The organism is Ruegeria sp. CL5, from assembly GCF_056536485.1.
This window is the reverse complement of record NZ_JBQFPS010000006.1, coordinates 204,773-229,767: the sequence shown is the minus strand read 5'-3', so window position 1 is coordinate 229,767 and position 24,995 is coordinate 204,773. Positions and strand designations below refer to the sequence as shown.

Sequence of the window (24,995 nt, the reverse complement as noted above, 5' to 3'; positions counted from 1 at the left end):
CCATGAATCCGGCAATTCAGGGCCTGCTAACAATCGTAATCGGTGTGTCGGGATGCGTGGGCTATTTCTATCTGTCCAACCAGTTCTTGGATAAGGTCCTGTTTCCTGCGCGTGGTCCTAATGCGGGGCGTAATATCAACCGCGCGAACATGATCCGGCCCTGGTTGTTCCTGCTTCCCGCGATCCTCGCGCTTGGGGTCTATCTTGCCTATCCGGTATTCGAAACACTGCGCCTTTCGCTGACCGATCGCGTAGCCGGTGGCGGATACGAATGGGCGGGTTTCGATAACTACTCCCAAATGCTCGCCGAGCCCAAATTCTGGGAGGCAATGCGCAACAACATGCTGTGGCTGATTGTTGTGCCTGCGATGTCCACTGCCTTTGGCCTGTTAGTCGCGCAGCTCACGGATCGCATTCGTTGGGGCAATGTCGCTAAGTCGCTGATCTTTATGCCGATGGCGATTTCCTTCGTGGGTGCCTCGGTGATCTGGAAATTGGTCTATGACGCGCGCCCACCCGATCAGGATCAGATCGGCGTTCTGAACGCGATCTATATCTTCTTTGGTGGAACCGAGACGCACACCTGGCTAACGCTTCCATTCTGGAACAATTTTTTCCTGATGATTGTGCTGGTCTGGATTCAAACCGGCTTTGCCATGGTCATCTTGTCTGCTGCCTTGCGCGGGATCCCGGAAGAGACCATCGAGGCCGCCATTTTGGACGGGGCCAACCCGTTTCAGATTTTCTTTAAGATCAAAGTGCCACAGATCAAGACCACGATCATGGTGGTTTGGACCACCATTACAATCGTTGTGCTCAAGGTCTTTGACATCGTCTTTGCCATGACCAATGGCCAGTGGGAGACGCAGGTTCTGGCCAATTACATGTACGACAAGATGTTCCGCGCCAATGACTGGGGCGTGGGGTCGGCATCCGCCATGGTGATCATGTTGCTGGTGACACCGATCCTGATCTGGAACGTGCGCAATGCGCGCAAAGAAATGCAGTAGGAGGTTGGGGATATGAGCGATATTGCAGGAACCCGTCCGGCCCTCAGATGGGTCGTACACGCCTCGGTTGTATTGCTGGTCGTACTTTGGGTATTCCCTACGCTGGGTTTGTTGATTTCGTCCTTCAGAACAGGGGATCAAATTGCCAGTAGTGGTTGGTGGCGGGCACTGTTCCCGTCTGAACAAAACCTGACTCTGCGTGCTGCTGCACCTGAAACGCAAGTTTTGCAGGATGGTCTCTATGTGATCGAAGGCAATATCTTCGATGGTGAACGGGCCTCGGACATATCGCGATGGGGTGTGAATTCGCGCGCGATTGATGCCTTTGCTCCGGGTGAAAAAGCCGAGCTGCGTCGCGGCGGGACGATCACGGTTCAGGCCAATGGCGACTATCGCATGGAAAACACCGAAGAGTTTTCGGGTAAGCGCGGCCCCCGGGTCTTTGTGACCACAACTCTGCCACCAGAATTCACCTTCGAGAACTATGCCCATGTTCTGTTCAACGCAAATAGTTCAGACAGTATGGGCAAGGCCTTCTTTAATACTCTGACGGTGACGATCCCGGCGACGATCATCCCGATCCTTGTTGCGGCTTTTGCGGCCTATGCGCTGGCCTGGATGGATTTCCCTGGGCGGGCGCTTCTGATTGCTGCGGTGGTTGGCCTGTTGGTGGTGCCATTGCAATTGGCACTGATCCCTTTGCTGAAGCTGCATCTCAATATCGGCATAGGCAAAGGATATCTGGGTGTCTGGATGGCCCATACCGGGTTCGGGATGCCGCTGGCGATCTATCTGTTGCGGAACTACATGGCCGGGCTGCCGCGTGATCTGATCGAGAACGCGCGGGTCGATGGTGCGACTGAGTTTCAGATATTCACCAAGCTTATCCTGCCGCTCAGCTTCCCGGCACTGGCATCCTTTGCGATCTTCCAGTTCCTGTGGACATGGAACGATCTGCTGGTTGCCAAAGTGTTCCTGATCGATGCCAGTGGCCAGACCACGGTAATGACCAACCGTATCGTCGAGCTGTTGGGCACGCGGGGTGGTAACTGGGAAATCCTGGCCACGGCGGCGTTTGTCTCAATCGCGGTGCCGTTGGCCGTCTTCTTTGCAATGCAGAAATATCTGGTTCGCGGCTTGCTGGCCGGTTCCGTAAAATAAGGGCGTGTGATGAACGTGCAGACCAACGCGAGAGCATTTGAAGCAACCAAAGCGGCGTCAGACTGGTGGCGGGGCGGGGTGATCTATCAGATCTATCCGCGCAGCTTTCAGGACAGCAATGGCGACGGGATCGGAGACCTCAAGGGCATCACACAGCGGCTTGGCTATATCGCCTCACTGGGGGTTGATGCGATCTGGATATCGCCGTTCTTCAAATCTCCGATGAAGGATTTCGGTTATGACGTCAGCGACTACCGCGATGTCGATCCGATGTTCGGCACCATGGCGGATTTCAAAGAACTTTTGGATCAGGCTCATGCGCATGGGCTGAAGGTGATGATCGACCTCGTGCTTTCGCATACGTCGGATCAGCATCCATGGTTCAGTGAAAGCCGCGCCAGCCGCGAGAACCCGAAATCTGAGTGGTATGTCTGGGCTGATCCCAAACCGGACGGGACACCTCCGAACAACTGGCTTTCGATCTTTGGCGGCTCGGCCTGGCAGTGGGATGCGCGGCGTCTGCAGTATTATCTGCACAACTTCCTCACGTCACAGCCCGATCTGAATTTCCATTGCAAAGATGTTCAGGATGCCCTGCTGGATGTCGCTCGGTTCTGGTTGGATTTGGGAGTCGATGGGTTTCGTCTGGACACGATCAACTTCTATTTCCACGATGCGCAGCTGCGCGACAATCCCGGCCTGCCGATGGATCAACGCAACGCGTCAATTGCCCCGATGGTGAACCCGTATAACCATCAGGACCACCTCTATTCCAAAAGCCAGCCCGAGAATATCGCCTTCCTAGAACGGCTGCGCGCCCTGACCGACGAATATGAAGGCCGCGCCTGTCTGGGTGAGGTCGGTGACGCACAGCGCGGGTTGGAGATCATGGGGGAATACACCAGTGGTGATAAGCGGATGCACATGTGCTATGCCTTCGAATTCCTTGAAAGGCGGGCTTTGACGGCAGCTTACGCAAAGCAGGTTTTTGACCAGCTTGAGGACAAGGCGGGTGATGCATGGCCCTGTTGGGCCTTCTCGAACCACGACGTGCAACGCCATGCTTCGCGTTGGGGTTTGGACGATTCAGCTGTCCGGCAGCACGCTGTTCTCATGATGTGCCTGCGTGGCTCGGCCTGCCTGTATCAGGGAGAGGAACTGGGTCTGCCCGAGGCGGATGTTGCGTTCGAGGATTTGCAAGACCCCTATGGCATCGAATTCTGGCCTGAATTCAAAGGCCGTGACGGATGTCGCACACCAATGGTCTGGGCCGCGCAGGACGAACAATCCGGGTTCAGCGCGGGTCGCCCCTGGTTGCCGGTCAGTGCCACTCAAGCTGAGCGGGCAGTGGACCGGTTGGAACAAGACCCGGCGTCGATGCTGCACCACTACCGCCATGCGATTGCTTTGCGCCATGCGCACTCGGCACTGATGTCCGGCAAGCAGACAGGGATGTCACAAATCGGTTCGGTCTTGACCTTCACCCGCGAGGATGAAGCAGAGCAGGTTTTCTGCGCCTTCAATCTGGGTGACGATCCGGTGGACGTGACACTGCCAGAAGGCGACTGGAAAGTAATCGGGGAGATGTTGGGTGGCGTTCGCGGGGAAGGTACGTTGATGCTGAACGCCGCTCAATTCTGTCTATTGGCTCGGGAAAAGAGGTAAACCATGTCGGAACTCAAGCTTACAGATGTGGCCAAATCCTATGGGCCGGTCGATGTTCTGAAACATATCGATCTCGAGATCGAGCAAGGCGAATTGATTGTCTTCGTCGGCCCATCAGGTTGCGGCAAGTCTACTCTGCTGCGGATGATCGCGGGCCTTGAAAAGATCACGGGCGGAACGCTTGAGATCGAAGGGCAGGTGGTCAATGACGTACCACCCGCACAGCGAGGCATCGCGATGGTGTTCCAGTCCTATGCGCTTTATCCGCATATGACGGTGCGCGAGAACATGGCCTTCGCGCTCAAGATCGCCAAGTTGCCCAGTGCCGAGGTTGATGCCGCAGTAGAACGTGCGGCGCAGATCTTGCAGCTTGAGCCCTTGCTAGATCGCCTGCCCAAGGCGTTGTCCGGCGGTCAGCGCCAACGCGTAGCTATCGGTCGTGCCATTGTTCGCGATCCGAAGGTCTATCTGTTCGACGAGCCGCTTTCGAACTTGGATGCCGCCCTGCGCGTAGCGACGCGGATCGAGATCGCTCGTCTGAAAGAAGCGATGCCTGACAGCACGATGATCTACGTCACCCACGATCAGGTTGAGGCGATGACGCTCGCCAGCCGCATCGTCGTTCTGGCCAACAAAGGAATTGCGCAGGTTGGTACTCCGCTGGAATTGTATGAGACGCCTGACAATGAATTCGTCGCGCAGTTCATTGGCTCGCCCGCAATGAACCTGTTGCCGGGTACTATCACCTCGACCGGAGAGACGACGACGGTAACACTGGACGACGGCGGTGTTGCGGTCTCATCCATCCCGACAGAGGCAGCGGATGAAGGCAAACAGGTCAATATCGGCGTTCGGCCCGAAGATCTGGAGATGACTGAGACCGGCGCGATCTACTCAGGTGTTGTGGATTTCACTGAAGCTCTGGGTGAGGTTACATTGCTTTACTTTGCAGCGCCCGAGGGGCGAGAGGCAGTTATCGCTAAACTGCCGGGAGTTCAGCGCAATCTGCGAGGGCAAAGCGTATCCGTCACTGCCCCCCCGGAAAAGGTGCACCTGTTCCACAACGGACAATCGATGCGTCGCTAACTGCACACGGTCGAAGGGGGCTTGGCTCAGTCAGGTAAGATCCAATTCGCTCAGGAGTCGTAAGTTTTCCCGACTTGGTAGGTGCCAATTTTTTGCTGGATTCTTAGATTACAGGTAATGCTATCATACATGCGGCCTGGAGGCTCAGGAATCAATAGTTAGGGCGGGAAGCGATGCTGTTCTGCGAACTGTTAATATGATGACAAGGCGCAAAAAGCAGACATTTCAAATTCTAGCTAGCGCCAATTGCGGACATTGAGCACGGAATCCAATTGCTACAGTGGCATCCCGTCCGAGGGACTTTCGCAACAGTGTTACATGCTTTTTATAGGTCGCGGATCCTGCCGAGCCACTTTTTTGTCGCTTCAAGCCCTTCGCGCAAGATAGAAAACATCTGCAAAATTTCACTTTCGCTAATGATAAGAGGCGGTGAAAGAACTCACATGTTGATTACAGGTCGAACTAGTAACCCGCGCTTCTGGCATTCGATATCGATCTGACCACCAATTTCGTAGTCGCTTCCCAAATCGCTCTGGGGATCACCATCAACCGAGCATTGAACGCACCCCATCAGCCCCATCCCACGCACATCGGCAACGATGTCTACCTGACGCAACTGTTTTAGTTGATCCTGGAAAATCGGAGCGACCTTTCGAACATGTTCGAGAAGCTTCTCGTGTTCAAAAATCTCCATGCTTTTCAATCCGGCGGCCGCGCTAACCGGGTGACCAGAATAGGTGTAACTGATGCTACGTAACTTGCTCCTGACAATTGTCGTAATTGCCTCTCTCTCGGCAACTCCTGTCGCGTCTGAGGAAATTGAAGTCGATCTGGAACTGGCCCTTCTTGTCGATGTTTCAAGGTCGATGACTGAGCGAGAACTCGAGATTCAGCGGCAGGGTTACGCCGCAGCCTTGATGTCGGATGAAGTTTTCGCCGCTGTTCAGTCGGGCCCTTTGTAACGGGTAGCTATGACATACGTCGAGTAGGCGGGAACACAAGACGTTATTGTTGACTGGATGCTGTTAGAAACGCGCGCTGATCTGAATGAGTTTGCGGGTGTTCTGACCACGCGTTTCGATCCCGCCTTGCGCCGCACTTCAATCTCTGAGGCCCTGATCTTCGGGGTAAGGAGGATCGAAGGGAACGAATTCGAAGGTCTGCGTAAAGTTATCGACGTATCTGGCGACGGGCCTAACAATCAGGGTCGCCCGGTTTTGCAAGCCCGTGAGGCAGTATTGTCGAAGTCGATCACCATAAATGGGTTACCGCTGATGACCCGTGAAGGTATGGGGAGCCAGTGGCACCTCGACGATCTTGATGTCTACTACCAGAACTGTGTGACGGGCGGACCTGGTTCATTCGTAATCCCGGTGCTTGACTGGCAAGGCTTTGCGGAGACCGTACGACGAAAATTGGTTCTGGAAATTGGGTCAGCGCCAGCAATAGGAGAGGCTATGAAGGCGCAATACATCGCACCCTCAGACTATGACTGCCTGATTGGCGAGAAGATCTGGGAACGGAACCAACAAATCTGGAGCGAACCCTAGAAGCGGCCTTTGCATCAACCGCCCGAGGCTCGATATAAAAAGTCAGCAGCAATTTTCTGAGGAAAACTAGTGTTTTAAGCTTTCAATAGAAATGCACAGATGGTGGTAAATCTTCGACACAGTGTGAGTAGACAAACTTATTGACATCGATTTGCAAGAACCGAGTGAAATTAGCACGCTTATGGGTAATTCGCAAAAGATTATTTTGGCTGTGCAGCCAGTCTCGAGCAGAAATCCCTGTTTACAGGGTATTTACAGGGGAATTTCATGATTTCGGCCTGATTTGAGCCGGTTTCGTAGCTTTGAGCCCTGGTAAAGGACGTTAATTCAAAGCGTTACAGCTGATTTCCGTGTTCTTGTAGAACAGGGAAATCCATTCCCCTGATCAGGGAATTTTGCCTCAAGAAAATGGGGAAACCTCCTCGCCTTCAGGGATCTTCCCGGGACAGGTTTTTCACGACGACAAAGGCTGTCTGGAATCTTGCTCTTCGAAACAACCGATTCAGCCAAATCTTGGGTGTTGCAGAAGTAAAATGTTCATGTTGTGTTCTCCCTGGGTGTTTCCAACCTGCAGAAGGGACGACTGCGCGCGCACGGCCGTCCTTTTTGCTTTTCTGGCGGGTGCTCCGCTAGGCGGCCGGCGTGTCTGGTCGTGTGAATAACTGTACAGGAATAGAGGTAGAAAGAAGATGGTAAGAGACAAAATAGAGCAAATCGCGATCTGCGAACTCAATCCCTGGGCCCGTAATGCCCGAACACACTCGAAGAAGCAGGTTGGTCAGATTGCTGACAGTATTGAGAGGTTTGGGTTCACCAACCCAGTGCTGATCGATGAACACAGAGTGATCTTGGCCGGGCATGGTCGTGTTGAGGCCGCCAAGAAGTTGGGTCTTCGCGAGATTCCGTGTTAGCGGCTTGATCACATGACGGATCAGGAAAAACGCGCCTATGATCCGGGTGGCCGGACGCTGAAGATCAATAAGTGTGAGGCCGGGACGATCCGAACGCTCTACGCGCTTTACGAGCAGTACGGTTTCATCCGGGCGGTGAAAGAGAAGGGCGATGCGCTTGGGTTGCGCACCCGGCGCAGAACCCTGTCTTCTGGTGAGATCCGTGGTGGCGGCGCCTTCGACCGCGGGCATATCCATCACATCCTGACGAACCCGGTCTATGCAGGGCGCATCCGGCACAAAGATCAAGTGCATGAGTGTCAGCATGACGCGATCATTGCCCCCGACCGATGGGACGCGGTTCAGCTTAGGTTGCAAGGGATGGCTTCCCGAATACGCTTGAGAAAGGCGCCGCGCCGCGTGTCGCTGCTCTGTGGGAAGATCTTCGATGAAACCGGAGACCGTCTGACGCCCTCGCATTCACGAACAAAAAGGGTACCCGTATGCGCTATAATGTCTCGCACCGGTTGATCGCGCGCAGCGGGGAGGAGAACCTTGATGGACGGCGCCTGCCGGCGGATCATCTCGAGGCCCAAGTCGGCAATCTTGCGCGCAACCATCTCACCAGCCCGACATTTGCAGGGCGCCTCTGCCCGCAGTGCGACGCCGGTAAGGTCGCCCGGGTTCTCAACAAGCTGACGGACCTGGCCCCAGAGCCGGATCGCAAAAAGATCTTGCCGCTCGTGGGACGGATCGACATTGCACCCGGCAAAGTCATGCTCAAGCTCGATCCCAAAGCCGTCGCGGTTGCTCTGGATATCGACATCGATGCAATGGACGCAATTGCGCTCCAGCTCGAAGCGCCTTTCCAGCTACGGAAGCGTGGCGTTGAGACGAAATTTATTCTGGCCGAAACTCCAGCTGGGAAAGACGAGGCTTTGATACGGAACATTGCGCTCGCACATCACTGGCTGGAGCGGATCAAGGCGGGCGAGACCTTTGGTGATATCGCTAGAAACGACGGCATCTCCAAACGACGCGTCCAGCATATGATTGATCTTGCCTTCCTCGCGCCAGATATCATTCACGACGTTCTGACGGACAATCAGCCCCTCGGCTTTACGTCCGACTGGTGCAAGTCGCGAACCCTGCCATCAGACTGGCAGGACCAGCGCGCGCTTCTCGCGACTCTTTGATCCACCAAACCGACACCTGCTACCGTGAAAACGCCGAGCGCAGACTTTCAGAGATTTGCGGCCGTGTACCGGCATGGTCCACGGTCTTCGCGATTGCGCCGAGCCGCCAACCCGCGGATAACGCGCGACTATTCAGAGCACACCTTGCACGGTCTGGATATGGACGAGTGGGTGGCTGGGGTGGTAGGATTCGAACCTACGATACACGGTACCAAAAACCGCTGCCTTACCACTTGGCTACACCCCAACGGTGAGCGGCTATCTACGACTGTTGCTTTCGGGGTTCAAGGGCTTTTTTGGACAAATATCATTTCGATCTGAAGATTTTTCTGACAGCGGTTTGGTGATGTCTACCGCTCTTTGGAAACTGCTCGAAGTATTGAAAGATGGTGAATTCCAAGGATTGGTTCAGGTGAGCGTTTCTTGGAATTCTTGGCAAAGGTGCAGCTTTTGGTTTATGCATATGAACTTCAACCTGCGACTGAGTTTCAATTGCATGATGCGCCTATTAACCTGTTGAAATATAGTATTAAAATAGAGTTTTACGATTGAAACTTCCCGATCACTCACCTAGGTGATTATTGTCCGCTATCCAAAAAAGGAGCATATTATGAAGCTGAACTCGCAAGTTGCAGAGGCATTGAACAATCAAATAAATAATGAGCTTCATGCTTCGTATACCTATCTGGCGATGTCGGCCTATTTCGAGGCGCAGGACCTGCCAGGTTTCGCCAGTTGGTTCCGGGGGCATTCCGCAGAAGAAGATACTCATGCAATGCGTATTTTCGACTTTATCGCCAAGCGGTGTGGCCGGATCAACCTGGAGGGGATCGCCAAGCCGCAAACGGAATATGAATCGCCTGTTGATGTGCTCGAACAGGCTCTGGCGCAGGAACAGACAGTAACCGGGCAGATCAATGCGTTGTTCGAGCTGGCGCACGAGGTCAAGGAATACAGTACGCAGAATATGCTGAACTGGTTTTTGGCAGAGCAGATCGAGGAAGAGGATTTGTTCATTTCGATATTGGATAAGGCCAAGGCGGCCAACGGAGATCGCTGGAATCTATTGCTGCTGGATCAGGAACTGGCCAAGCGCGGCAGCGGGCAAGCCGAGGGTTAACCAACGCAGAACTCAGGATAAGGGGTGGTTATTCCCGAATTTCAGAGGGATCGACCCCCCAAAGATTGTTCTTGAGGGTCCAGCCACGATAGCCTCCGGCCGAAATGCGGCACCAATCCGGTGTACATTGCTCTAGTCGGGCGACAACCCCGGTTTCGAAATGCGCGTTCACCTGCGAATTTTGGTCGGGCAGGGTGTAAACCGGCAGCAAGTCGGATTCTATGAGAACAGTCCGCACGCCTGAAAGCAGAGCGTAGTGAACCCAACCCCCTGCGCCGTCGTGGTCCTGCACTTTGCGCCAGTTTCCGTATTCAGCCGTGATCTGCAGCGGCATGCCGCGTCGCTTGAACACCCAGTCGATTCGGTGGGTCAGAGATGGGCCGCGGCGCACATTACCCTCGGCCGCTTTCATTGAGACATATCGGGGTAGAGGCAGATTCGTGACTTGGCCACGTTTTTCCTGCGCAGACGCGGCCACAGCGCCAAACGCGAGAAGAAACACCGAGATCAACGCCACAAAATGGCGATTCACTGAAAAACTAGCACTCACTGCCTGTCTGCTCTTATGCCTGTCGATCGTGCGTAAAAAAAGGTTGAGACGATGCCCAAGGGGTTCTTGTGCCCCGTGTAATCCTGCGCCACGATGCCATGGCGCGCGGCTGTTTGCAAAGCGGTAGGAGGGCTAAGGTGCCAAGAGAACGTCTGAGTGTTGTCGTTACGCGACGGTTACCCGAAGCGGTGGAAACCCGGTTGAGCGAGCTTTTCGATGTAAAGCTGCGGGACAACGATGATCCCATGACACGCGAAGAACTGACTGCCGCAGTGAAAGAAGCAGATGTGCTTGTCCCAACCATCACCGATTCCATTGATGGCGGTATTTTGGGGCAGGCAGGCGAGAATTTGCGCTTGATTGCGAACTACGGTGCGGGTGTCGACAATATAGATGTGGCGACAGCGCGGCAGCGGGGCATTCTTGTTTCGAATACTCCAGGCGTTCTGACCGACGATACCGCAGATATGACGATGGCACTGATCCTGGCGGTGACCCGGCGTATCCCTGAGGGGCTGGGCGTCATGCAAAAAGGCGATTGGGCCGGGTGGGCTCCGACTGCCTTGCTGGGTGGCAGAGTTGGTGGACGCCGGTTGGGTATTCTTGGCATGGGCCGGATCGGGCAGGCGGTTGCCCGCCGTGCCAGTGCCTTTGGAATGCAGGTGCACTATCACAATCGCCGCCGCCTGCGCCCAGAAATTGAACAAGAGTTGGAAGCGACCTACTGGGAAAGCCTTGACCAGATGGTTGCACGAATGGATGTCATTTCGATCAATTGCCCGTCGACGCCGTCGACATTTCACTTGATGAATGCGCGGCGATTGAAGCTGATGAAACCCTCGGCTGTGATCGTGAATACTTCACGTGGTGAAGTCGTAGACGAAAACGCGTTGACCCGGATGATCCGTGCGGGAGAAATTGCTGGCGCGGGCTTGGATGTTTATGAGCAGGGCACAGACGTAAATCCTCGCCTTCGGCAACTGCCAAATGTAGTCTTGTTGCCTCATATGGGCTCGGCCACGCTCGAAGGTCGGATCGAGATGGGTGAGAAGGTCATCATCAACATCAAGACATTCGAGGACGGCCATCGGCCACCTGATCAGGTTGTACCTGCAATGCTATAGGCCGCAGCCTGAAGGAAAGGGAACGCAATGGTGCAGGCAGCCGCTTTGCCGCGAAATGAAGCCGGAATAGAAACCGCTGTCGGAGTTCTGAAACAAAGATTCGGAGACCGGCTGCAAACCGGTGCCGCGATCCGTGAGCAGCACGGGCACACTACGACCTGGATCGCGAACCAGAGCCCTGATGCGGTGGTCTTTCCGCACTCTACCGAAGAAGTTGCGAATATCGTTAAGGTCTGTGCCGCGCATAAAGTGCCGGTAATCCCTTTCGGTACAGGCACTTCGCTTGAGGGGCATGTGAACGCGCCTGCCGGTGGGATTTCCGTCGATCTGAGCCAGATGGACAAGATACTAGCCGTCAACGTCGGTGATCTGGATTGCGTGGTACAGCCGGGTGTCACCCGCGCCGATCTGAATACCCATCTGCGGGATCAGGGGCTGTTCTTCCCCATTGATCCGGGCGCGAATGCGTCTCTGGGTGGCATGGCCGCGACGCGTGCGTCTGGCACCAACGCAGTGCGTTATGGGACAATGAAAGACAACGTGCTTAGCCTTGAGGCCGTGATGCCTGACGGGCAAGTGATCCGCACTGGACATCGGGCCCGCAAGTCCTCGGCCGGGTTTGATTTGACGCGTCTGTTGATTGGTGCCGAGGGGACGTTGGGCATTATCACCGAGATAACCTTACGTCTGCATGGTATACCCGAGGCCATCAGTTCTGCGCGTTGTTCATTTCCAACAGTGGATGCGGCATGCCAAGCTGTGATGCTGACCATTCAATATGGCATCCCTGTTGCCCGGATCGAACTGCTGGATCAGATGTCTGTCAAAGCGGCAAACGCCTATTCAGGACTTGATCTGCCTGAAACGCCGCTGTTGTTGTTGGAGTTTCACGGTTCCGACAGCGGAGCGGCTGAGCAGGCCGAGTCCTTTGGGCAAATCGCGGAAGAATTCGGTGGCAGCGATATCACCACCACCTCGACAACCGAAGAGCGCAACAAGCTGTGGCAAGCCCGGCACGACATGTACTGGGCCAGCCTGCAATTGCGACCGGGCGCGCAGGGGATTTCAACGGATGTTTGCGTTCCGATCTCGCGTCTGGCCGATTGTGTGACAGCCGCACAGGAAAAAGCAGCCGAGTTGGGACTGCTGGCCCCGATTGTGGGTCATGTCGGAGACGGAAACTTCCATACTCTGTTGTTGATCGATATGGACAACCCGGCTGAAGTCGCGAGCGCTGAGGATTTCGTTGGATGGCTGAACGATATGGCTATTTCGATGGAAGGCACCTGCACTGGGGAGCACGGAATAGGGCAAGGAAAACGCCCTTATCTGGTGAAAGAACTGGGTGCAGCGACGGCCTATATGGCGGCGATAAAATCGGCGCTGGATCCTGATAACATCATGAATCCGGGGAAGATTCTTTAGTATATAAGCTGTATGTCGATGGACAGATAATTCCAAGGATCGGTCATATCCACGCCCAAATTTCATAGGATTGAATCTCTTCAGAGCACTAATTGATTCTGAGGTTGATTTATGGGCGCCTTGCGGTTCATTGGATTTTTGCTGATCGCGGCGGTTGTTGTCGCGGGTCTTGACTATTACCAGCAGGATAAAAAGCACGACGATACATTGTCCTTTGCAGGTTATGTCGAAACGATCAATGATCGTTTCGGCTTGTATAAGGCCGAGCAGGCCGCCAAGCAGGCCGAACGTGAGCGCAAGAAAAGCTGGGATGCGGGCGCAAAATCCTTTTTGCCATCTCCCCCCGAGGGTTGGGGGCGCCATGATCTGACAGATGCCGATAGCAAGCCGGTTCAGGCGGTTCTGTCGGGGTATGAAATCTCGCCCATGATCAGCTCTATTTCCGGTCAGGCTGAATTACAGCGCCTCACAAATGAGGGGCGCGAGGGTCTGATACGTAAGCTGGCAGAGTCGGGTTATGTTTATGAAAAAGATGGTGAAATCGTCTGGTTCGACATCACATTGAAGCCTAAGAAAGCACGCAATACTCTGGTTGGTCTAGCACTGGGGCGACAGGCCGACTTTATGAACGCGATGCAGTTTTCTAACGGATATGCTGTCATTGATGGAGTGGCGTTTGCGGAAGTGACCGAGGGTCTTTCTGGCGATGTTCAAGAAAGCGACATCCGTAAGATCAAAGGTCGCATCGGATTTGATGAAGAGGTAGTGCTGCGTCTGCACACCAATGCAAGCGATGCCACGATCCGGCAGTTTTTGAATTCAGTCGATTTGCCCGGGCTGAATGCACTATTGGAATTTCCCTCGGTTGCGACAGGGCAGGGTATTTATGTTCCACTGGAGGATCAGCCTGAAATGGCAGGAAAAATGCTGAACCTCTATGGCAAAATGGTGGCTATGCAGGACAAGGTGACACAGCAGAAACTCGAGAACATGGACATCGGAGCTGTGATGTTGAACACGCTCACAGAGACGGATTTCAACGCAGAAGGCCTGGCCGATATCACTGGCGGCAAAGTCTTTGAAAACCAGGACAATTTGCAGATGGCTTATGGAAAGGCGCTTGAGTTGATTTTGCATTCGGATCAACGTCAAGCCGACGCCAACTCGACTGACACGGGTGGCGGTTTTATCAATGGATTGCTACAGAAGATCCCCGGTTTTGGGGCATTTGGCGGCGGCGCCGTCGCTACTGCAGCAAACGCAGGACGCTCAGACGTCCGTGTTCGAAAGGGAAACGAAGGATCTTCCTGCGCAATGAGTGGAAGCTCTAAACGCTGCACCTTCGGTAAAAACTGATCGGATTGTCACGCCCGAATAACGAACCTGCATCAATTGCGGGTCGTTTTTCTATTATCACTGGTCGGATGAATGTCGCGCCGGGCGCCACAAATGCGCCATATGGTGTCAACAGATTCCAAGGGGAGACACCCGGCTATGAAAACCCAAGTCAAAGCACTGGTTGTCGGCGGCGGCGCCGTCGGAACCTCGATTGCCTATCACCTGGCCAAGGCAGGCTGGGATGATGTGATGCTGATCGAGCGGGACGAACTGACATCCGGTTCCACCTGGCACGCAGCGGGCCTGTTGCCGTTGTTCAACATGTCCTATGCGACGACCCACATCCACAAATACTCGGTCGATTTCTACAAGACGCTTGAGGAAGAAACCGGGCTAAATGCCGGTTTCGCTGTGGTGGGCAACCTGCGCATGGCACAGACGCAAGAGCGTATGGACGAATACATGCTCTATGCGTCCACAGCCGAGACCTGTGATGTTGCCTACGAATGGCTTACCCCTGACCAAATCAAAGAGCGCTGGCCGCTGATCGAAACCTCGGACCTGAAGGGTGCAATTTATCACACCGAGGACGGCTATATTAACCCTGCCGACGTAACGCAGGCGATGGCCAAGGGTGCTCGTCAACGCGGCGTCGACATTGTTCGCAAGATGCAGGCCGATGCGTTCCATTGGAACGGCACCCACTGGGAAGTCACCTGCACCAAGATGGTCGAGAAGGGCGGCAACCTCGTTCCTTCAGATGAGCAGGTTGTGATCACTGCCGAGCATGTGGTGACCGCATCAGGCAACCACGCGCAGCGCACTGCCAAGATGTTGGGCATCAAGATGCCTGCCATCCCGGTCGAGCATACCTTCATCGTCATGGACAAAGACCCCGAACTGGTCAAATGGCGCGAAGCGGGCAACCCCGAACACCCTGTTGTCCGCGATGCCGACAACGAATCCTACGCACGCGAAGAACGTGGCGGCTGGATACTGGGTATCTACGAACATGGCGCTCCTGCGCAGTTCGAACATGGCGTGCCGGACAGCTTTCGCGCTGACCTGTTCCCGCTGGATCTGGACCGGATTGCCGATCAGTACATGGCGATGGCAGAGCGTGTTCCCTCCTGCGCCGAATCCGGTTTGAAAGACGATTTCAATGGCCCAATCTGCTACACCCCTGACGGCAACCCGCTGGTTGGTCCGGCTCCGGGTCTGCGCAACATGTGGCTGGCCGAGGGGTTCTCGTTCGGCATCACCGCTGCAGGCGGCACCGGCTATTATCTGGCACAGATGATGGTCGATGGCGAAGCCGAGATCGACATGGCTTCGCTAGACCCCAAGCGTTACTCGTCCAACTGGATGACCACCGAATTTGCGGCGCGCAAGAACGAAGAGTGCTATGAGCACGTCTACATCCTGCACCACCCGGATGAAGAGCGTGAAGCCTGCCGTCCACTGCGTACTGTTCCGGCTTATGACCGGCAGAAAGCCCGTGGCGCTCAGTTTGGCTGGGTCAACGGCTGGGAACGTCCGAACTATTTCGGCCCGCTCGACGCGCCAGACAACTTCGACAAGGAAAGCCGCTCGTTCCGTCGTGGTGGCTGGTGGCAGTATGCCGTCGAAGAAGCCAAAGCGATCCGAGAAGGCGTTGGCCTGATCGACGCGTCGGCCTTTACCAAGCATGTCGTCAAGGGCCCCGGTGCGACCCAGTTCCTGGACTGGTTCACCTGCAACAAGCTGCCCAAAGTTGGTCGCATCAACCTGACCTACGCGCTGACTTCGCACGGCACCACCCGCACCGAATACACCATCGTCCGCAACGGCGAGAACAACTACTACATCGTCTCTGCCGGTGCCTGGACCGAGTACGACGCCGACTATCTGCGCAAGGCGGCCGAGGACAAGATGGAGGAGTTCGGTTATATCGAGATCCAGGACGTGACCACCCAGTGGGGCGTATTCGCCATCGCCGGACCCAAGTCGCGTGACGTGCTGAAAGAGGTCATCAAGGACGCCGATCCGGAAATTGCACTGTCCAACAAGCGCTTCCCGTGGTTGTCGGCCCGTCAGATCGAACTGGGCATGTGCCCGGTCAACGCGATCCGCGTGGCCTATACCGGTGAACTGGGTTGGGAACTGCACCACCCGATCGAGATGCAGAATTACCTGTTCGACCTACTGGAAAAAGCCGGTGAGAAGCACTGTATGAAGCTGGTCGGCGCGCGCGCCCAGAACTGGCTGCGTCAGGAGAAATCCTATCGCGCGTTTGGTACAGAACTGGGCCGTGACGCAACCCCTCTGGAAGCTGACCTGCCACGCTTTGTTGATCTGTCGAAAGACTTCTACGGCAAGACCAAGCTGGAAGAGACCGGCGTACGCGTGAAATGCTGCACTCTGCTGATCGACGGGCCGGACGATGCCGATCCATGGGGCCGCGAGGCGCTGTACACGCCGGAAGGCGAGCGCGTCGGTCGTCTGACCTCCGGTGGCTATTCGGTGGCCTTCGAGAAGTCCATCGGCATGGGCTATGTGAAACCCGAACTGGCGGTCGAAGGTACTAAGCTTCAGATCAAAATTCAGGACAAACTGTGGGATGCGGTCGTCACATGCGACAGCCCCTACGATCCGAAGAATGAAACCATCCGTAAGGACGGCTAGTAACTCAGAAAGGCGGCACAAACCTGTACCGCCTTCCCCAAAAAACCCGCCTCCGGTGGGCTTTTATTATGCGTTCAACTCATCAAAGCAGTCTAGGGCTTTCGCCGCATACATCATAGATGGCCCGCCACCCATCTGCACCGCCATCGCCAACACATCCGATACCTCATCGCGAGTGGCGCCTGCTTTGACCAACGCCTCGGTATGCAGGGTGATGCAAGGCTCGCACCGAACGGCGATCGACATGCCTAACGCTATGAATTCCTTGGTTTTGTAGTCCAGGATCCCACCTTCTTTGACCGATTTCCCCAAGGCACCAAAGGCTCGGGCGGTATCGGGAATGGCACCGTTGAGATTGCGAAGGCTTTTGCGGGTCCCGTCCAGTGCTTCGTGCCAGCTCATTACAACATCCTTCTTAAAACATATGATAAATTGCATATGATACATAAGAAGGGGACCGGCTTTGATCCTGATCAGATTGCTGACTTTTGGCCTATGATTGCCAAGTTGTTCGCGGGCATCTGAACGACCTCGACCAGTTCGAGGTCATTTTCAGAGAACAGCGCCACTATCTGGGTGTCATCTTTGTAGCCAATCTCTGGATCTTGATGAACCAACGCGTCGTGAAATCTCTGGTCGCCTTCGCTGGTCAAGCGCCCATCACGTTTGAAAGGGCCATATAGCACCAAACGCCCGCCCAAGTTCAAAACGCGCGCGGCTTCGGCAATCAAGGTTTCAGCCTCGGGTAAGCTGATCAGATGTAAGAGGTTGACCAGCACAACCAAATCTTGCCTTACTATGGTTTTGTGCCAACCTGCCGCGGTTGCATCCAGATGAAGTGCAGGGGAAGTGTTTCTCAGCCCGGTCGAATAGGCGTCAATACTAGCGCGCCGTTCCGAGGTGACTTCGCTGGGTTGCCAATGAAGTCCGGGCAACCGCCGGGCAAAGGCCGATACATGCTGACCTGTGCCACTGGCCAGTTCCAACGCGCGGCCCGATGATGGGGCAACACGCGCAATCAGATCACAAAGCACAGCCGCGTTTCGGCTTGCTGCTGGGGCGACAAGCATGCCGTCATCACCTTCTGTGGCGACGCTTGCATTGGGGGGCAGTTTACGCGCCGTCATCTGCGCAACCTGTCGGGCTTCAGCACTTGCACAGTCGTGGCATTAAGTGATGGTTCAGTACCTGTTACAAGATCTGCCACAAGTTGCGAGGCAGCCGGGGCCGTCTGAAACCCGTATCCGCCCTGCGCGGCAGACCAGATAAAGGTTCGGTCTGTGGGATCTGGCCCAAGAACCAAAGTGCCGTCCGATACAAAGCTGCGCAGCCCGGCCCAGTTTGTTTCAACACGTGTCACCGGTTCTGTCACCATGGCCTCGTACCGTGCCAAACCTTCTGCCAGAACCATGTCGTCGGCATAGGCATCATGGGGTGAGGTCGGATCGGTCTCGCAAGGTGAAACGAGTAACTTTCCGGCATCGGGTTTGGCATACCAGGTTTCAGCGACACCCAGCATCATGGGCCAGTTTTTCACATCATGCCCTCCAGGCGATGGTAGGCGGGCCATGGACCGACGAAATGGAGTAATACCGATTGGCTGGATTTCTGCCATTTGCGCCACTTCGTCCACCCATGCGCCAGCGGCATTTACCAAGTTGCGGGCTTCAAAGGTGTCAGAGGCTTCAACGACCCAGTGACCGGACTTGCGAATGCTGCCGACCTTCTCTCGGGTCAGGACTGATCCACCGTTGCGTCGGATGATCCGTGCATAATCCTGCAACATCCGGTCCGTATCTATGTCAAAGGCAGTATTGCTGATGGCAACATGTCCTACGGTGTCGGCATTCAGGATCGGGATTTGCTTTGTAGCCTCGTCCAGAGAAATTTGCTGAACTCCAAGGTCTTGAGATTCCTTCAGGAACAACTCTTGTTGATCCTTGGCACCCACCAGCATCAATCCACGCGGTGTCAGGTATTCATTGACTTCAAAGAAAGCAGCGCTCTTTTCGTTCAGAGCTTTGACGGAGGGCGGCCCATATCCCTTTTCAAACAGGGCGGCGGACCGACCTGAGGTGTGATAGCCCAACGCATCCTCTGCTTCTAACACCGTGACGGTGCCGTGCTTGGACAGGCGGGCACCCGCGCTTAACCCGGCGATACCGCCGCCGATAATCAGGAAATCAATCATACGTGTTCTTTCGCTTCCGGCCGCGGGTGATCAGTGTGACGCATAATAAACCCGTGACCTATGCTGACCATGGCACGCGTGCCTTCAAACGAAAAGACGCAAGCACCAAGCACAGGAAGCTTGATCGCAAGCGATCAGCCTGCTCTTAGTGCAATCAAAGCAAGATTCGGAGGCGGACGTGAACTCGGCAGACATTCACCCGATGGCAACGGGGCATATACCCTCTTATGTAACGCAGGCGGACGGTAGCGACTACCTCTTTACCTTTATGGTCATTTTCACCGTCGGTTTGGTGGTCCTGATCGGGGTTGCGTATTTTACGCTACATTCGATCCCGGAAAAAATGGCGCATGAGAATAACCATCCACAATTTCAGCTGGTTGGAATACTCGCGCTGTTGGCTTTGTTTACCCACAACGGAATATTCTGGATTGCGGCAATTCTTGTCGCGGGTTTTCAGTTCCCCGATTTTGCTGCTCCGTTGCGGTCGATTGCAGATGCCATCCGATCCCTGGCACCGGGGCAGGATAAAGCCGTGGTGCCTGATCCACCCGAACCGGATATTGAGCCCGAAACCTCAGAACCGGCAGCGCAGGGGCACTGAACCATGATTGAGACGATGCTGTGCGCACTGATCACCGTGCTTCCCGACTATCTGTTCCGCCGCTTTGTTCAGGGCAAACGGATCGGACATGAGATTACTCTGTTCACCATGTGGTATGAACTGCGTTGGGGGTTAACGACCTGCGCTATTCTGGCACTGACGGTGATCACCACTTTGTTTTATTTCCATCCGGCCAGCAAAACGGCAGCCTCGTACTTCCGGACGGTCACGATCCTTCCACAGCTCGGCGGCCGCGTTTCCGAAGTTTATGTGCGCAACAATGAGCAGGTGACAGCAGGGCAGCCGATTTTCCGGATTGAGGATTTCACGCAAACAGCACAGGTTGAAGCTGCTCATGCGCAAATCGCGCAGGTTCAAGCCTCATTAAAAGTGGCGGAAACCGATCTGGCCGAGGCCGAGGCAGGCATAGCGGGTGCACGCGCGGCTTTGGATCAGGCGCTTGAAGATCTCGAGCGGAATACAACATTGCGCGACGAAGGGTCTAGTGCCGTGCGCCTGGCCGAGATCGACCGGCTTGAAAATTTGGTCGCCGAGCGTGAGGCGCAAGTCACGGCTGCCACTTCCAAGCGCGCTGCAGTGGTGCAGCAGATCGAGGAACTGATCCCTGCCCAGCTTGCCAGCGCGAATGCTCAGCTTGACGCGGCATTGACCGAGCTGGACAAGACCATAATCAGCGCAGGTGTCACCGGTCGCATCGAACAATTTGGGCTGCAGGTCGGCGATTACGTGAGCCCGTTATTGCGGCCTGCAGGCATCCTTGTGCCGTCTTCTTCGGGGCACGACCGGTTTCAGGCTGCGTTCAACCAGCTTTCAGCGCAAGTGATCAAACCAGGCATGATCGGTGAAATCGGGTGCATGACAAAACCCTTCACAGTGATCCCCGTCATCGTCGTCGAGGTACAGGATGTGATCCCTTCAGGTCAGATCCGGCCAACCGATGAATTGCGTGACGTCCAGACCAATACCAAGCCAGGCTCGATCCTCGTCTATCTCGAGCCGCTTTATGAAAGCATGGCCGATGATGTGCCGCCGGGAAGCAACTGTCTGGCCAATGTCTACACGGATAACCACGCCAAGCTGGAAGACGAAAACCTTGGGTTCTGGGAAAAGTCTTTCCTGCATGTGGTCGACACCATCGGCGTTGTCCACGCTGCGGGCTTGCGGTTGCGGTTGATCCTGATGCCGGTGAACACTCTGGTTTTGACTGGACACTAAGACCGGCTCCTAATCCATTACTTGGTGTTTGACCCGATCCCTGGCAGCCATGTGTTCAACGTGGTTATGTCGCTGAACTTGCTCAGTCTGTGCTACCATGCCTCAGCATATCCTCAGCTGGCCATGATCGGCTGGGGATTTTTCGGTGCATGGAGGTTACGATGGTTGATACAAATTCTGCATTTGTAGGAGATATCCCGGGAAATTACGATCGAGAGATGGGGCCGGTGATATTCGATCATATGGCCCGCATTATGGCGCAGAAAACAGCGGCCGTTTCGCCCAGACAGGTGTTAGAACTCGCTGCAGGCACGGGGATCGTGACCCAGCATGTGTCTAGTGCGTTGGAAGATGGGCATATTGTGGTCACAGACCTCAACGAACCGATGCTTGATATCGCACGCACTAAGTTCAGCGAGACGGATAACGTGAGTTTTCAAACTGCAGATGCGCAGGAGCTTCCATTCGATGACGCAAGTTTCGACGCGGTCATCTGCCAGTTCGGTCATATGTTCTTCCCGGATCGTGCCAAAGCCTATGCCGAAGCGCTCCGGGTGTTGAAACCGGGTGGCATTTATTTGTTTTCGACTTGGGGCACGAACGCCGAGAACCCATATTCCGAATTGGTCATCGAAACATTATCCGCTGCATTTGATGGTCATCCTCCCGGTTTCATGAAAGTCCCGTTCTCGCTACACGATGCTGCCGCGATTCTGGATGAGGTTGCGCAAGCAGGGTTTGTCGAGCCACGCCACGAATACGTCGAACATGCCTCAACTGTTGCGAGTTTTGATAATTTTGCGTTGGGCCTGATGCTTGGCAGCCCAGCCTATTTTGAGGTTCTCGAACGCGATGGAGACCATGGTGAAATTGCCAGTGATCTCGCACACAATATGCGTGCACGTTTTGGTTCAGAGCCGTCGGCGATACCGCTGAAAGCCCATTTCTTCCAGATGGTGTCCCCTTGAACGGATGACCAAAAAAAGGCCCGCAGGATTCTGCGAGCCTTGATCTTATCTTACTGGGTTAGACTTTACTGCGGAATGTCGCCTTCCAGCCCCTCGATGTAAAAGTTCATCCCGGCCAGCGTGCCGTCATCAGCAACTTCGCCTTCGGCCAGCCAGGCGCTGCCGTCCTGTTTGTTGATCGGGCCGGTGAAGGGGTGATATTCACCTGCCGCCATCGCGGCTTTCAGGGCCAGCGCCTCTTCTTTGACATCAGCCGGTACCGCGTCGGAAATCTCACCGATTGCGACCATTCCTTCCCGGATGCCGTCCCAGGTATTTACACTCTCCCAGGTGCCATCCATGACCGCCTGTGTCCGCGCGATGTAGTAGGGTGCCCAATCATCGATGATCGATGACACACGCGGGAAGGGGGCGTATTCGCTCATGTCAGAGGCCTGACCGAAGGTTACCACATTGCCAGCTTCCTGCGCCGCAGCTTGCGGTGCGGTCGAGTCGGTGTGCTGCAGAATAACGTCTGCGCCCTGTTCGATCAGAACCTTGGCGGCGTCAGCCTCTTTGGCGGGATCAAACCATGTGTAGGCCCAGACGATTTTGAACTCGACATCCGGGTTCACCTTTTTGGCGTGCAAATAGGCCGAATTGATACCACGGATCACTTCGGGGATAGGGTACGACCCGATGTAGCCAATGATGTTGGACTTAGTCATGTTGCCCGCAATGTGCCCTTGCACCGCGCGTCCTTCGTAGAAACGGGCCGAGTAGACCGAAACGTTGTCTGCGGTTTTGTAGCCGGTCGCGTGCTCGAACTTCACATTCGGGAATTTCTTGGCGACATTGATTGTCGGGTCCATGTATCCGAATGAGGTGGTGAAGATAAGGTCAGCACCTTCCAACGCCATCTGAGTCATCACGCGCTCGGCGTCTGGGCCTTCGGGGACCGATTCAACAAACACAGTCTCAACCTTGTCGCCGAACTCTTCCTCGACTGCAAGGCGACCCTTGTTGTGTTCATAGGTCCAGCCACCGTCGCCCACCGGGCCGACATATACGAACCCGACTTTGGTCTTGTCTTGGGCCATGGCACCGGTGGCCAGACCTAGCGCCATGGCGGCGCTTGCCAAAAGTGTAGTGAATTTCATGAGTTACTCCCCAAGTTGGTTTAGTTAGCCCCTAGAGCGAGGCATGGAATGTACGGCCCAGTGAGGCAGGTGCGCTGCTCTTGTCGGCCGAAAGGATCACAAGCACAAGGATCGTGATAATGTAGGGCGACATTGCCAGATACTCGACCGGGATGGCAACGCCCGCCGCCTGTAAATTCAGTTGCAACACAGTGATTCCGCCGAACAAATAGGCACCCAGCAGAACACGCCATGGTTTCCAACTGGCGAACACCACCAGTGCAAGAGCGATCCAACCAACACCGGCGGTCATACCCTCGGTCCACTGAGGGACTCGGATCAGGCTGATATAGGCACCGCCAAGTCCTGCGCAGGCCCCGCCAAACAGGATCGCCATGATGCGGATCTTTATGACTTTGTAGCCAAGTGCGTGGGCGGCGTCATGGTTTTCACCCACAGCACGCAGGATAAGTCCAACACGGGTGTATTTGAGCGTGGCCCAGACGGCGGCGATTATCGCGATGCCGACATAGAGGATCGGATCGTGTTGGAACAGGATCGGACCGACGACCGGAATGTCGCTGAGCAGCGGGATATGTATGTCGCCCATGCTGGGGGGTTTGATGCCCACATAGCTCTGCCCCATGAGCGCGCTGAAGCCCAATCCGAACAGGGTCAGGGCAAGACCGCTGGCGACCTGATTGGCCAGCGCAAACTGCGTCAACAGCACGAATAGCAGCGATAGCACCGCGCCTCCGATGGCTGCCGCGATAAAGCCCAGCCAGGGTGAACCGGTTTCAACCGAGATCGCAAAGCCACTGATCGCGCCTACGATCATCATTCCCTCGACGCCGAGGTTCAGAACGCCCGCCTTTTCGACGACCAGTTCACCGATCGCGGCCAGAAGCAGTGGCGTTGCGGCCACCATCAGCGAAGCGACCAAAAGGACGGGGTTAATCTCACCAAGGTCCATTATGCCACCTCGCTACGTGCCGCACGGATGCGGTAATTTGTCAAAAGATCGAATGCCAACAAGAAGAACAGCAGCATTCCCTGAAACACCTGTATCGCGGCGGCAGGCAGGCCTAGTTGAGACTGCGCAATTTCACCACCGATATAGGTCAGCGCCATCAGCCCGCCTGCCAGCAGAATCCCCACCGGATGCAGACGGCCCAGAAAGGCCACGATGATCGCGGTGAAGCCATAGCCGACGTTAAAGTCGATGCTGACCACGCCCGAGGGGCCCGAGACCTCGAACATACCTGCCAGACCGGCAAGTGCACCGGACAGGCCAAGACAGAACAGGATCAAACGTGCTGGGTTCACGCCTGCAAATTTGGCTGCACGAGGCGCCTCACCTGTCAGGCGAATGTGAAAGCCCAGCATGTGCCGGTTCAGCAGAATATATGAGAAGATCACTGCAATAAATGCCGCAACTACACCCCAGTGCATACCTGAACCTGCGATCAGTTCCGCATTGTGCGCACTTTCATAACTTTGCAGGTTGCGCGATCCGGGAAAGCCAAACCCTTCGGGGTTCTTAAGCAGACCCAGCGAAACCGAGGCCAAAAACTGCTCGGCCACATAGACCAGCATCAGAGAGACGAGGATTTCGTTGGTTCCGAACCGAACCTTAAGAAAGGCCGGAATCATTGCCCACAGCCAGCCGCCAAACGCGCCTGCGATCACCATGATGGGAAAGATGAAGAACGCATCCATCGGATAGAATGCCAGTCCAGCACCCGCCCCGAAGATGGCTCCCATGATATATTGACCCTCAGCACCGATATTCCAGATACCTGCGCGAAAACCCAAAGACAGGCCAATCGCAATCAGCACCAAAGGCGCACCTTTGACCAACAGTTGAGGGCGGTAGTAGAATGCGAACTCGCCAAACAGCGGTTCCCAGAAAATTGTTCCGATCGCCTCAACCGGATTTTTGCCCAGTATAGCGAACAGCAATCCGCCAAAAACCATCGTGGCCAACACCGCCACCAAGGGGGTCGCATATGACCAAGCCTTGGATGGCTGAGGTCGTTTCTCCAGCACAATCACCCGATTATCCCCCCGCTTTCTTCATCTTTTTGAAAATATTCTCG

Annotated in this window: 23 protein-coding genes, 1 tRNA gene and 1 pseudogene; 16 read left to right on the top strand and 9 right to left on the bottom strand. The window is 55.2% G+C overall.

The window, feature by feature from the left end; translation table 11 throughout:
* Positions 1 to 2 precede the first annotated feature (2 nt).
* From ACR0IU_RS12600 to ACR0IU_RS12585, 4 genes are read left to right on the top strand one after another with little or no spacing between them, the layout of a single operon-like run.
* On the top strand, positions 3 to 1,010 hold the full coding sequence (locus ACR0IU_RS12600; protein WP_170476810.1) for a carbohydrate ABC transporter permease: 1,008 nt from the start codon (positions 3 to 5) through the stop codon (positions 1,008 to 1,010).
* A 12-nt stretch (positions 1,011 to 1,022) separates the two neighbouring features.
* Complete coding sequence (locus tag ACR0IU_RS12595; RefSeq protein WP_010443334.1) at positions 1,023 to 2,171, top strand: carbohydrate ABC transporter permease; 1,149 nt, start codon at positions 1,023 to 1,025, stop codon at positions 2,169 to 2,171.
* 9 nt (positions 2,172 to 2,180) lie between these two features.
* Entirely contained in the window at positions 2,181 to 3,836 is a 1,656-nt protein-coding gene (locus ACR0IU_RS12590) for an alpha-glucosidase (RefSeq protein ID WP_480716486.1), read from the top strand.
* Positions 3,837 to 3,839: 3 nt separating this feature from the next.
* On the top strand, positions 3,840 to 4,922 hold the full coding sequence (locus tag ACR0IU_RS12585; protein WP_480716485.1) for an ABC transporter ATP-binding protein: 1,083 nt from the start codon (positions 3,840 to 3,842) through the stop codon (positions 4,920 to 4,922).
* 439 nt (positions 4,923 to 5,361) lie between these two features.
* Here ACR0IU_RS12585 and ACR0IU_RS12580 read toward each other — a convergent pair whose 3' ends face one another.
* On the bottom strand, positions 5,362 to 5,616 hold the full coding sequence (locus ACR0IU_RS12580; RefSeq protein WP_480716484.1) for a hypothetical protein: 255 nt from the start codon (positions 5,614 to 5,616) through the stop codon (positions 5,362 to 5,364).
* A 52-nt stretch (positions 5,617 to 5,668) separates the two neighbouring features.
* On the opposite strand from ACR0IU_RS12580, the pseudogene ACR0IU_RS12575 reads away from it, so the two are divergent.
* The 4 genes and pseudogenes from ACR0IU_RS12575 (at position 5,669) to ACR0IU_RS12560 (ending at position 8,558) form a co-directional block, all read left to right on the top strand.
* Positions 5,669 to 6,472: pseudogene (locus tag ACR0IU_RS12575) on the top strand (DUF1194 domain-containing protein).
* 689 nt (positions 6,473 to 7,161) lie between these two features.
* The gene (locus ACR0IU_RS12570) at positions 7,162 to 7,383 is read left to right on the top strand and encodes a ParB/Srx family N-terminal domain-containing protein (protein ID WP_480716483.1); all 222 of its coding nucleotides are present in this window, start codon (positions 7,162 to 7,164) and stop codon (positions 7,381 to 7,383) included.
* A 12-nt stretch (positions 7,384 to 7,395) separates the two neighbouring features.
* Positions 7,396 to 7,893 (top strand): recombinase family protein, encoded by a 498-nt coding sequence (locus ACR0IU_RS12565; protein WP_480716482.1) that lies wholly within the window; start codon positions 7,396 to 7,398, stop codon positions 7,891 to 7,893.
* Positions 7,866 to 8,558 (top strand): hypothetical protein, encoded by a 693-nt coding sequence (locus tag ACR0IU_RS12560; RefSeq protein WP_480716481.1) that lies wholly within the window; start codon positions 7,866 to 7,868, stop codon positions 8,556 to 8,558. Before ACR0IU_RS12565 ends, ACR0IU_RS12560 begins: the two co-directional genes overlap by 28 nt.
* A 172-nt stretch (positions 8,559 to 8,730) precedes the next feature.
* Here ACR0IU_RS12560 and ACR0IU_RS12555 read toward each other — a convergent pair.
* Positions 8,731 to 8,805: transfer RNA gene (locus tag ACR0IU_RS12555), tRNA-Gln, on the bottom strand.
* Positions 8,806 to 9,168: 363 nt separating this feature from the next.
* Here ACR0IU_RS12555 and ACR0IU_RS12550 point away from each other — a divergent pair.
* Positions 9,169 to 9,678 carry a ferritin gene (locus ACR0IU_RS12550; protein ID WP_480716480.1) on the top strand — a complete coding sequence of 170 codons (510 nt, stop codon included), beginning with the start codon at positions 9,169 to 9,171 and terminating at the stop codon, positions 9,676 to 9,678.
* Positions 9,679 to 9,706: 28 nt separating this feature from the next.
* Here ACR0IU_RS12550 and ACR0IU_RS12545 read toward each other — a convergent pair whose 3' ends face one another.
* Entirely contained in the window at positions 9,707 to 10,228 is a 522-nt protein-coding gene (locus ACR0IU_RS12545) for an SH3 domain-containing protein (RefSeq protein ID WP_411353642.1), read from the bottom strand.
* 137 nt (positions 10,229 to 10,365) lie between these two features.
* Between ACR0IU_RS12545 and ACR0IU_RS12540 the strand changes: the two genes are divergently transcribed.
* The 4 genes from ACR0IU_RS12540 (at position 10,366) to ACR0IU_RS12525 (ending at position 16,779) form a co-directional block, all read left to right on the top strand.
* The gene (locus ACR0IU_RS12540; RefSeq protein ID WP_480716479.1) at positions 10,366 to 11,352 is read left to right on the top strand and encodes a 2-hydroxyacid dehydrogenase; all 987 of its coding nucleotides are present in this window, start codon (positions 10,366 to 10,368) and stop codon (positions 11,350 to 11,352) included.
* Between the two features lie 27 nt (positions 11,353 to 11,379).
* Positions 11,380 to 12,777 (top strand): FAD-binding oxidoreductase, encoded by a 1,398-nt coding sequence (locus ACR0IU_RS12535; RefSeq protein ID WP_480716478.1) that lies wholly within the window; start codon positions 11,380 to 11,382, stop codon positions 12,775 to 12,777.
* Positions 12,778 to 12,888: 111 nt separating this feature from the next.
* Complete coding sequence (locus tag ACR0IU_RS12530) at positions 12,889 to 14,133, top strand: hypothetical protein (RefSeq protein WP_480716477.1); 1,245 nt, start codon at positions 12,889 to 12,891, stop codon at positions 14,131 to 14,133.
* A gap of 138 nt (positions 14,134 to 14,271) precedes the next feature.
* A complete protein-coding gene (locus ACR0IU_RS12525; RefSeq protein ID WP_480716476.1) occupies positions 14,272 to 16,779 on the top strand; it encodes a GcvT family protein in 2,508 nt (835 codons plus the stop codon).
* A 66-nt stretch (positions 16,780 to 16,845) separates the two neighbouring features.
* Here the strand turns inward: ACR0IU_RS12525 and ACR0IU_RS12520 are convergent, their stop codons facing one another.
* From ACR0IU_RS12520 to ACR0IU_RS12510, 3 genes are all read right to left on the bottom strand, one after another.
* On the bottom strand, positions 16,846 to 17,181 hold the full coding sequence (locus ACR0IU_RS12520; RefSeq protein ID WP_170775129.1) for a carboxymuconolactone decarboxylase family protein: 336 nt from the start codon (positions 17,179 to 17,181) through the stop codon (positions 16,846 to 16,848).
* 71 nt (positions 17,182 to 17,252) lie between these two features.
* A complete protein-coding gene (locus ACR0IU_RS12515) occupies positions 17,253 to 17,906 on the bottom strand; it encodes a DUF938 domain-containing protein (protein WP_480716475.1) in 654 nt (217 codons plus the stop codon).
* Entirely contained in the window at positions 17,903 to 18,970 is a 1,068-nt protein-coding gene (locus tag ACR0IU_RS12510; RefSeq protein ID WP_480716474.1) for an NAD(P)/FAD-dependent oxidoreductase, read from the bottom strand. Before ACR0IU_RS12510 ends, ACR0IU_RS12515 begins: the two co-directional genes overlap by 4 nt.
* Positions 18,971 to 19,172: 202 nt before the next feature.
* Here ACR0IU_RS12510 and ACR0IU_RS12505 point away from each other — a divergent pair, with 202 nt between their 5' ends.
* The 3 genes from ACR0IU_RS12505 to ACR0IU_RS12495 all read left to right on the top strand — a co-directional run bounded on the left by ACR0IU_RS12505 (position 19,173) and on the right by ACR0IU_RS12495 (position 21,778).
* Positions 19,173 to 19,574, top strand: coding sequence for a hypothetical protein (locus ACR0IU_RS12505; protein WP_170543335.1), 402 nt, complete (start codon positions 19,173 to 19,175; stop codon positions 19,572 to 19,574).
* Positions 19,575 to 19,577: 3 nt separating this feature from the next.
* Positions 19,578 to 20,810: an HlyD family secretion protein gene (locus ACR0IU_RS12500; protein WP_480716473.1), complete on the top strand. Its 1,233-nt coding sequence runs from the start codon at positions 19,578 to 19,580 to the stop codon at positions 20,808 to 20,810.
* 161 nt (positions 20,811 to 20,971) lie between these two features.
* Positions 20,972 to 21,778, top strand: a complete 807-nt coding sequence (locus tag ACR0IU_RS12495; protein ID WP_480716472.1) for a class I SAM-dependent methyltransferase — start codon at positions 20,972 to 20,974, stop codon at positions 21,776 to 21,778.
* Positions 21,779 to 21,843: 65 nt separating this feature from the next.
* Here ACR0IU_RS12495 and ACR0IU_RS12490 read toward each other — a convergent pair whose 3' ends face one another.
* Genes ACR0IU_RS12490 through ACR0IU_RS12480 form a run of 3 tightly spaced genes read right to left on the bottom strand, consistent with a single transcriptional unit; the run spans position 21,844 to position 24,951 of the window.
* Positions 21,844 to 22,917 carry a BMP family ABC transporter substrate-binding protein gene (locus ACR0IU_RS12490; RefSeq protein ID WP_170703522.1) on the bottom strand — a complete coding sequence of 358 codons (1,074 nt, stop codon included), beginning with the start codon at positions 22,915 to 22,917 and terminating at the stop codon, positions 21,844 to 21,846.
* A 31-nt stretch (positions 22,918 to 22,948) separates the two neighbouring features.
* Positions 22,949 to 23,869, bottom strand: a complete 921-nt coding sequence (locus ACR0IU_RS12485; protein WP_170476699.1) for an ABC transporter permease — start codon at positions 23,867 to 23,869, stop codon at positions 22,949 to 22,951.
* Positions 23,869 to 24,951 carry an ABC transporter permease gene (locus ACR0IU_RS12480; RefSeq protein WP_480716471.1) on the bottom strand — a complete coding sequence of 361 codons (1,083 nt, stop codon included), beginning with the start codon at positions 24,949 to 24,951 and terminating at the stop codon, positions 23,869 to 23,871. Before ACR0IU_RS12480 ends, ACR0IU_RS12485 begins: the two co-directional genes overlap by 1 nt.
* Between the last annotated feature and the right edge of the window lie 44 nt (positions 24,952 to 24,995).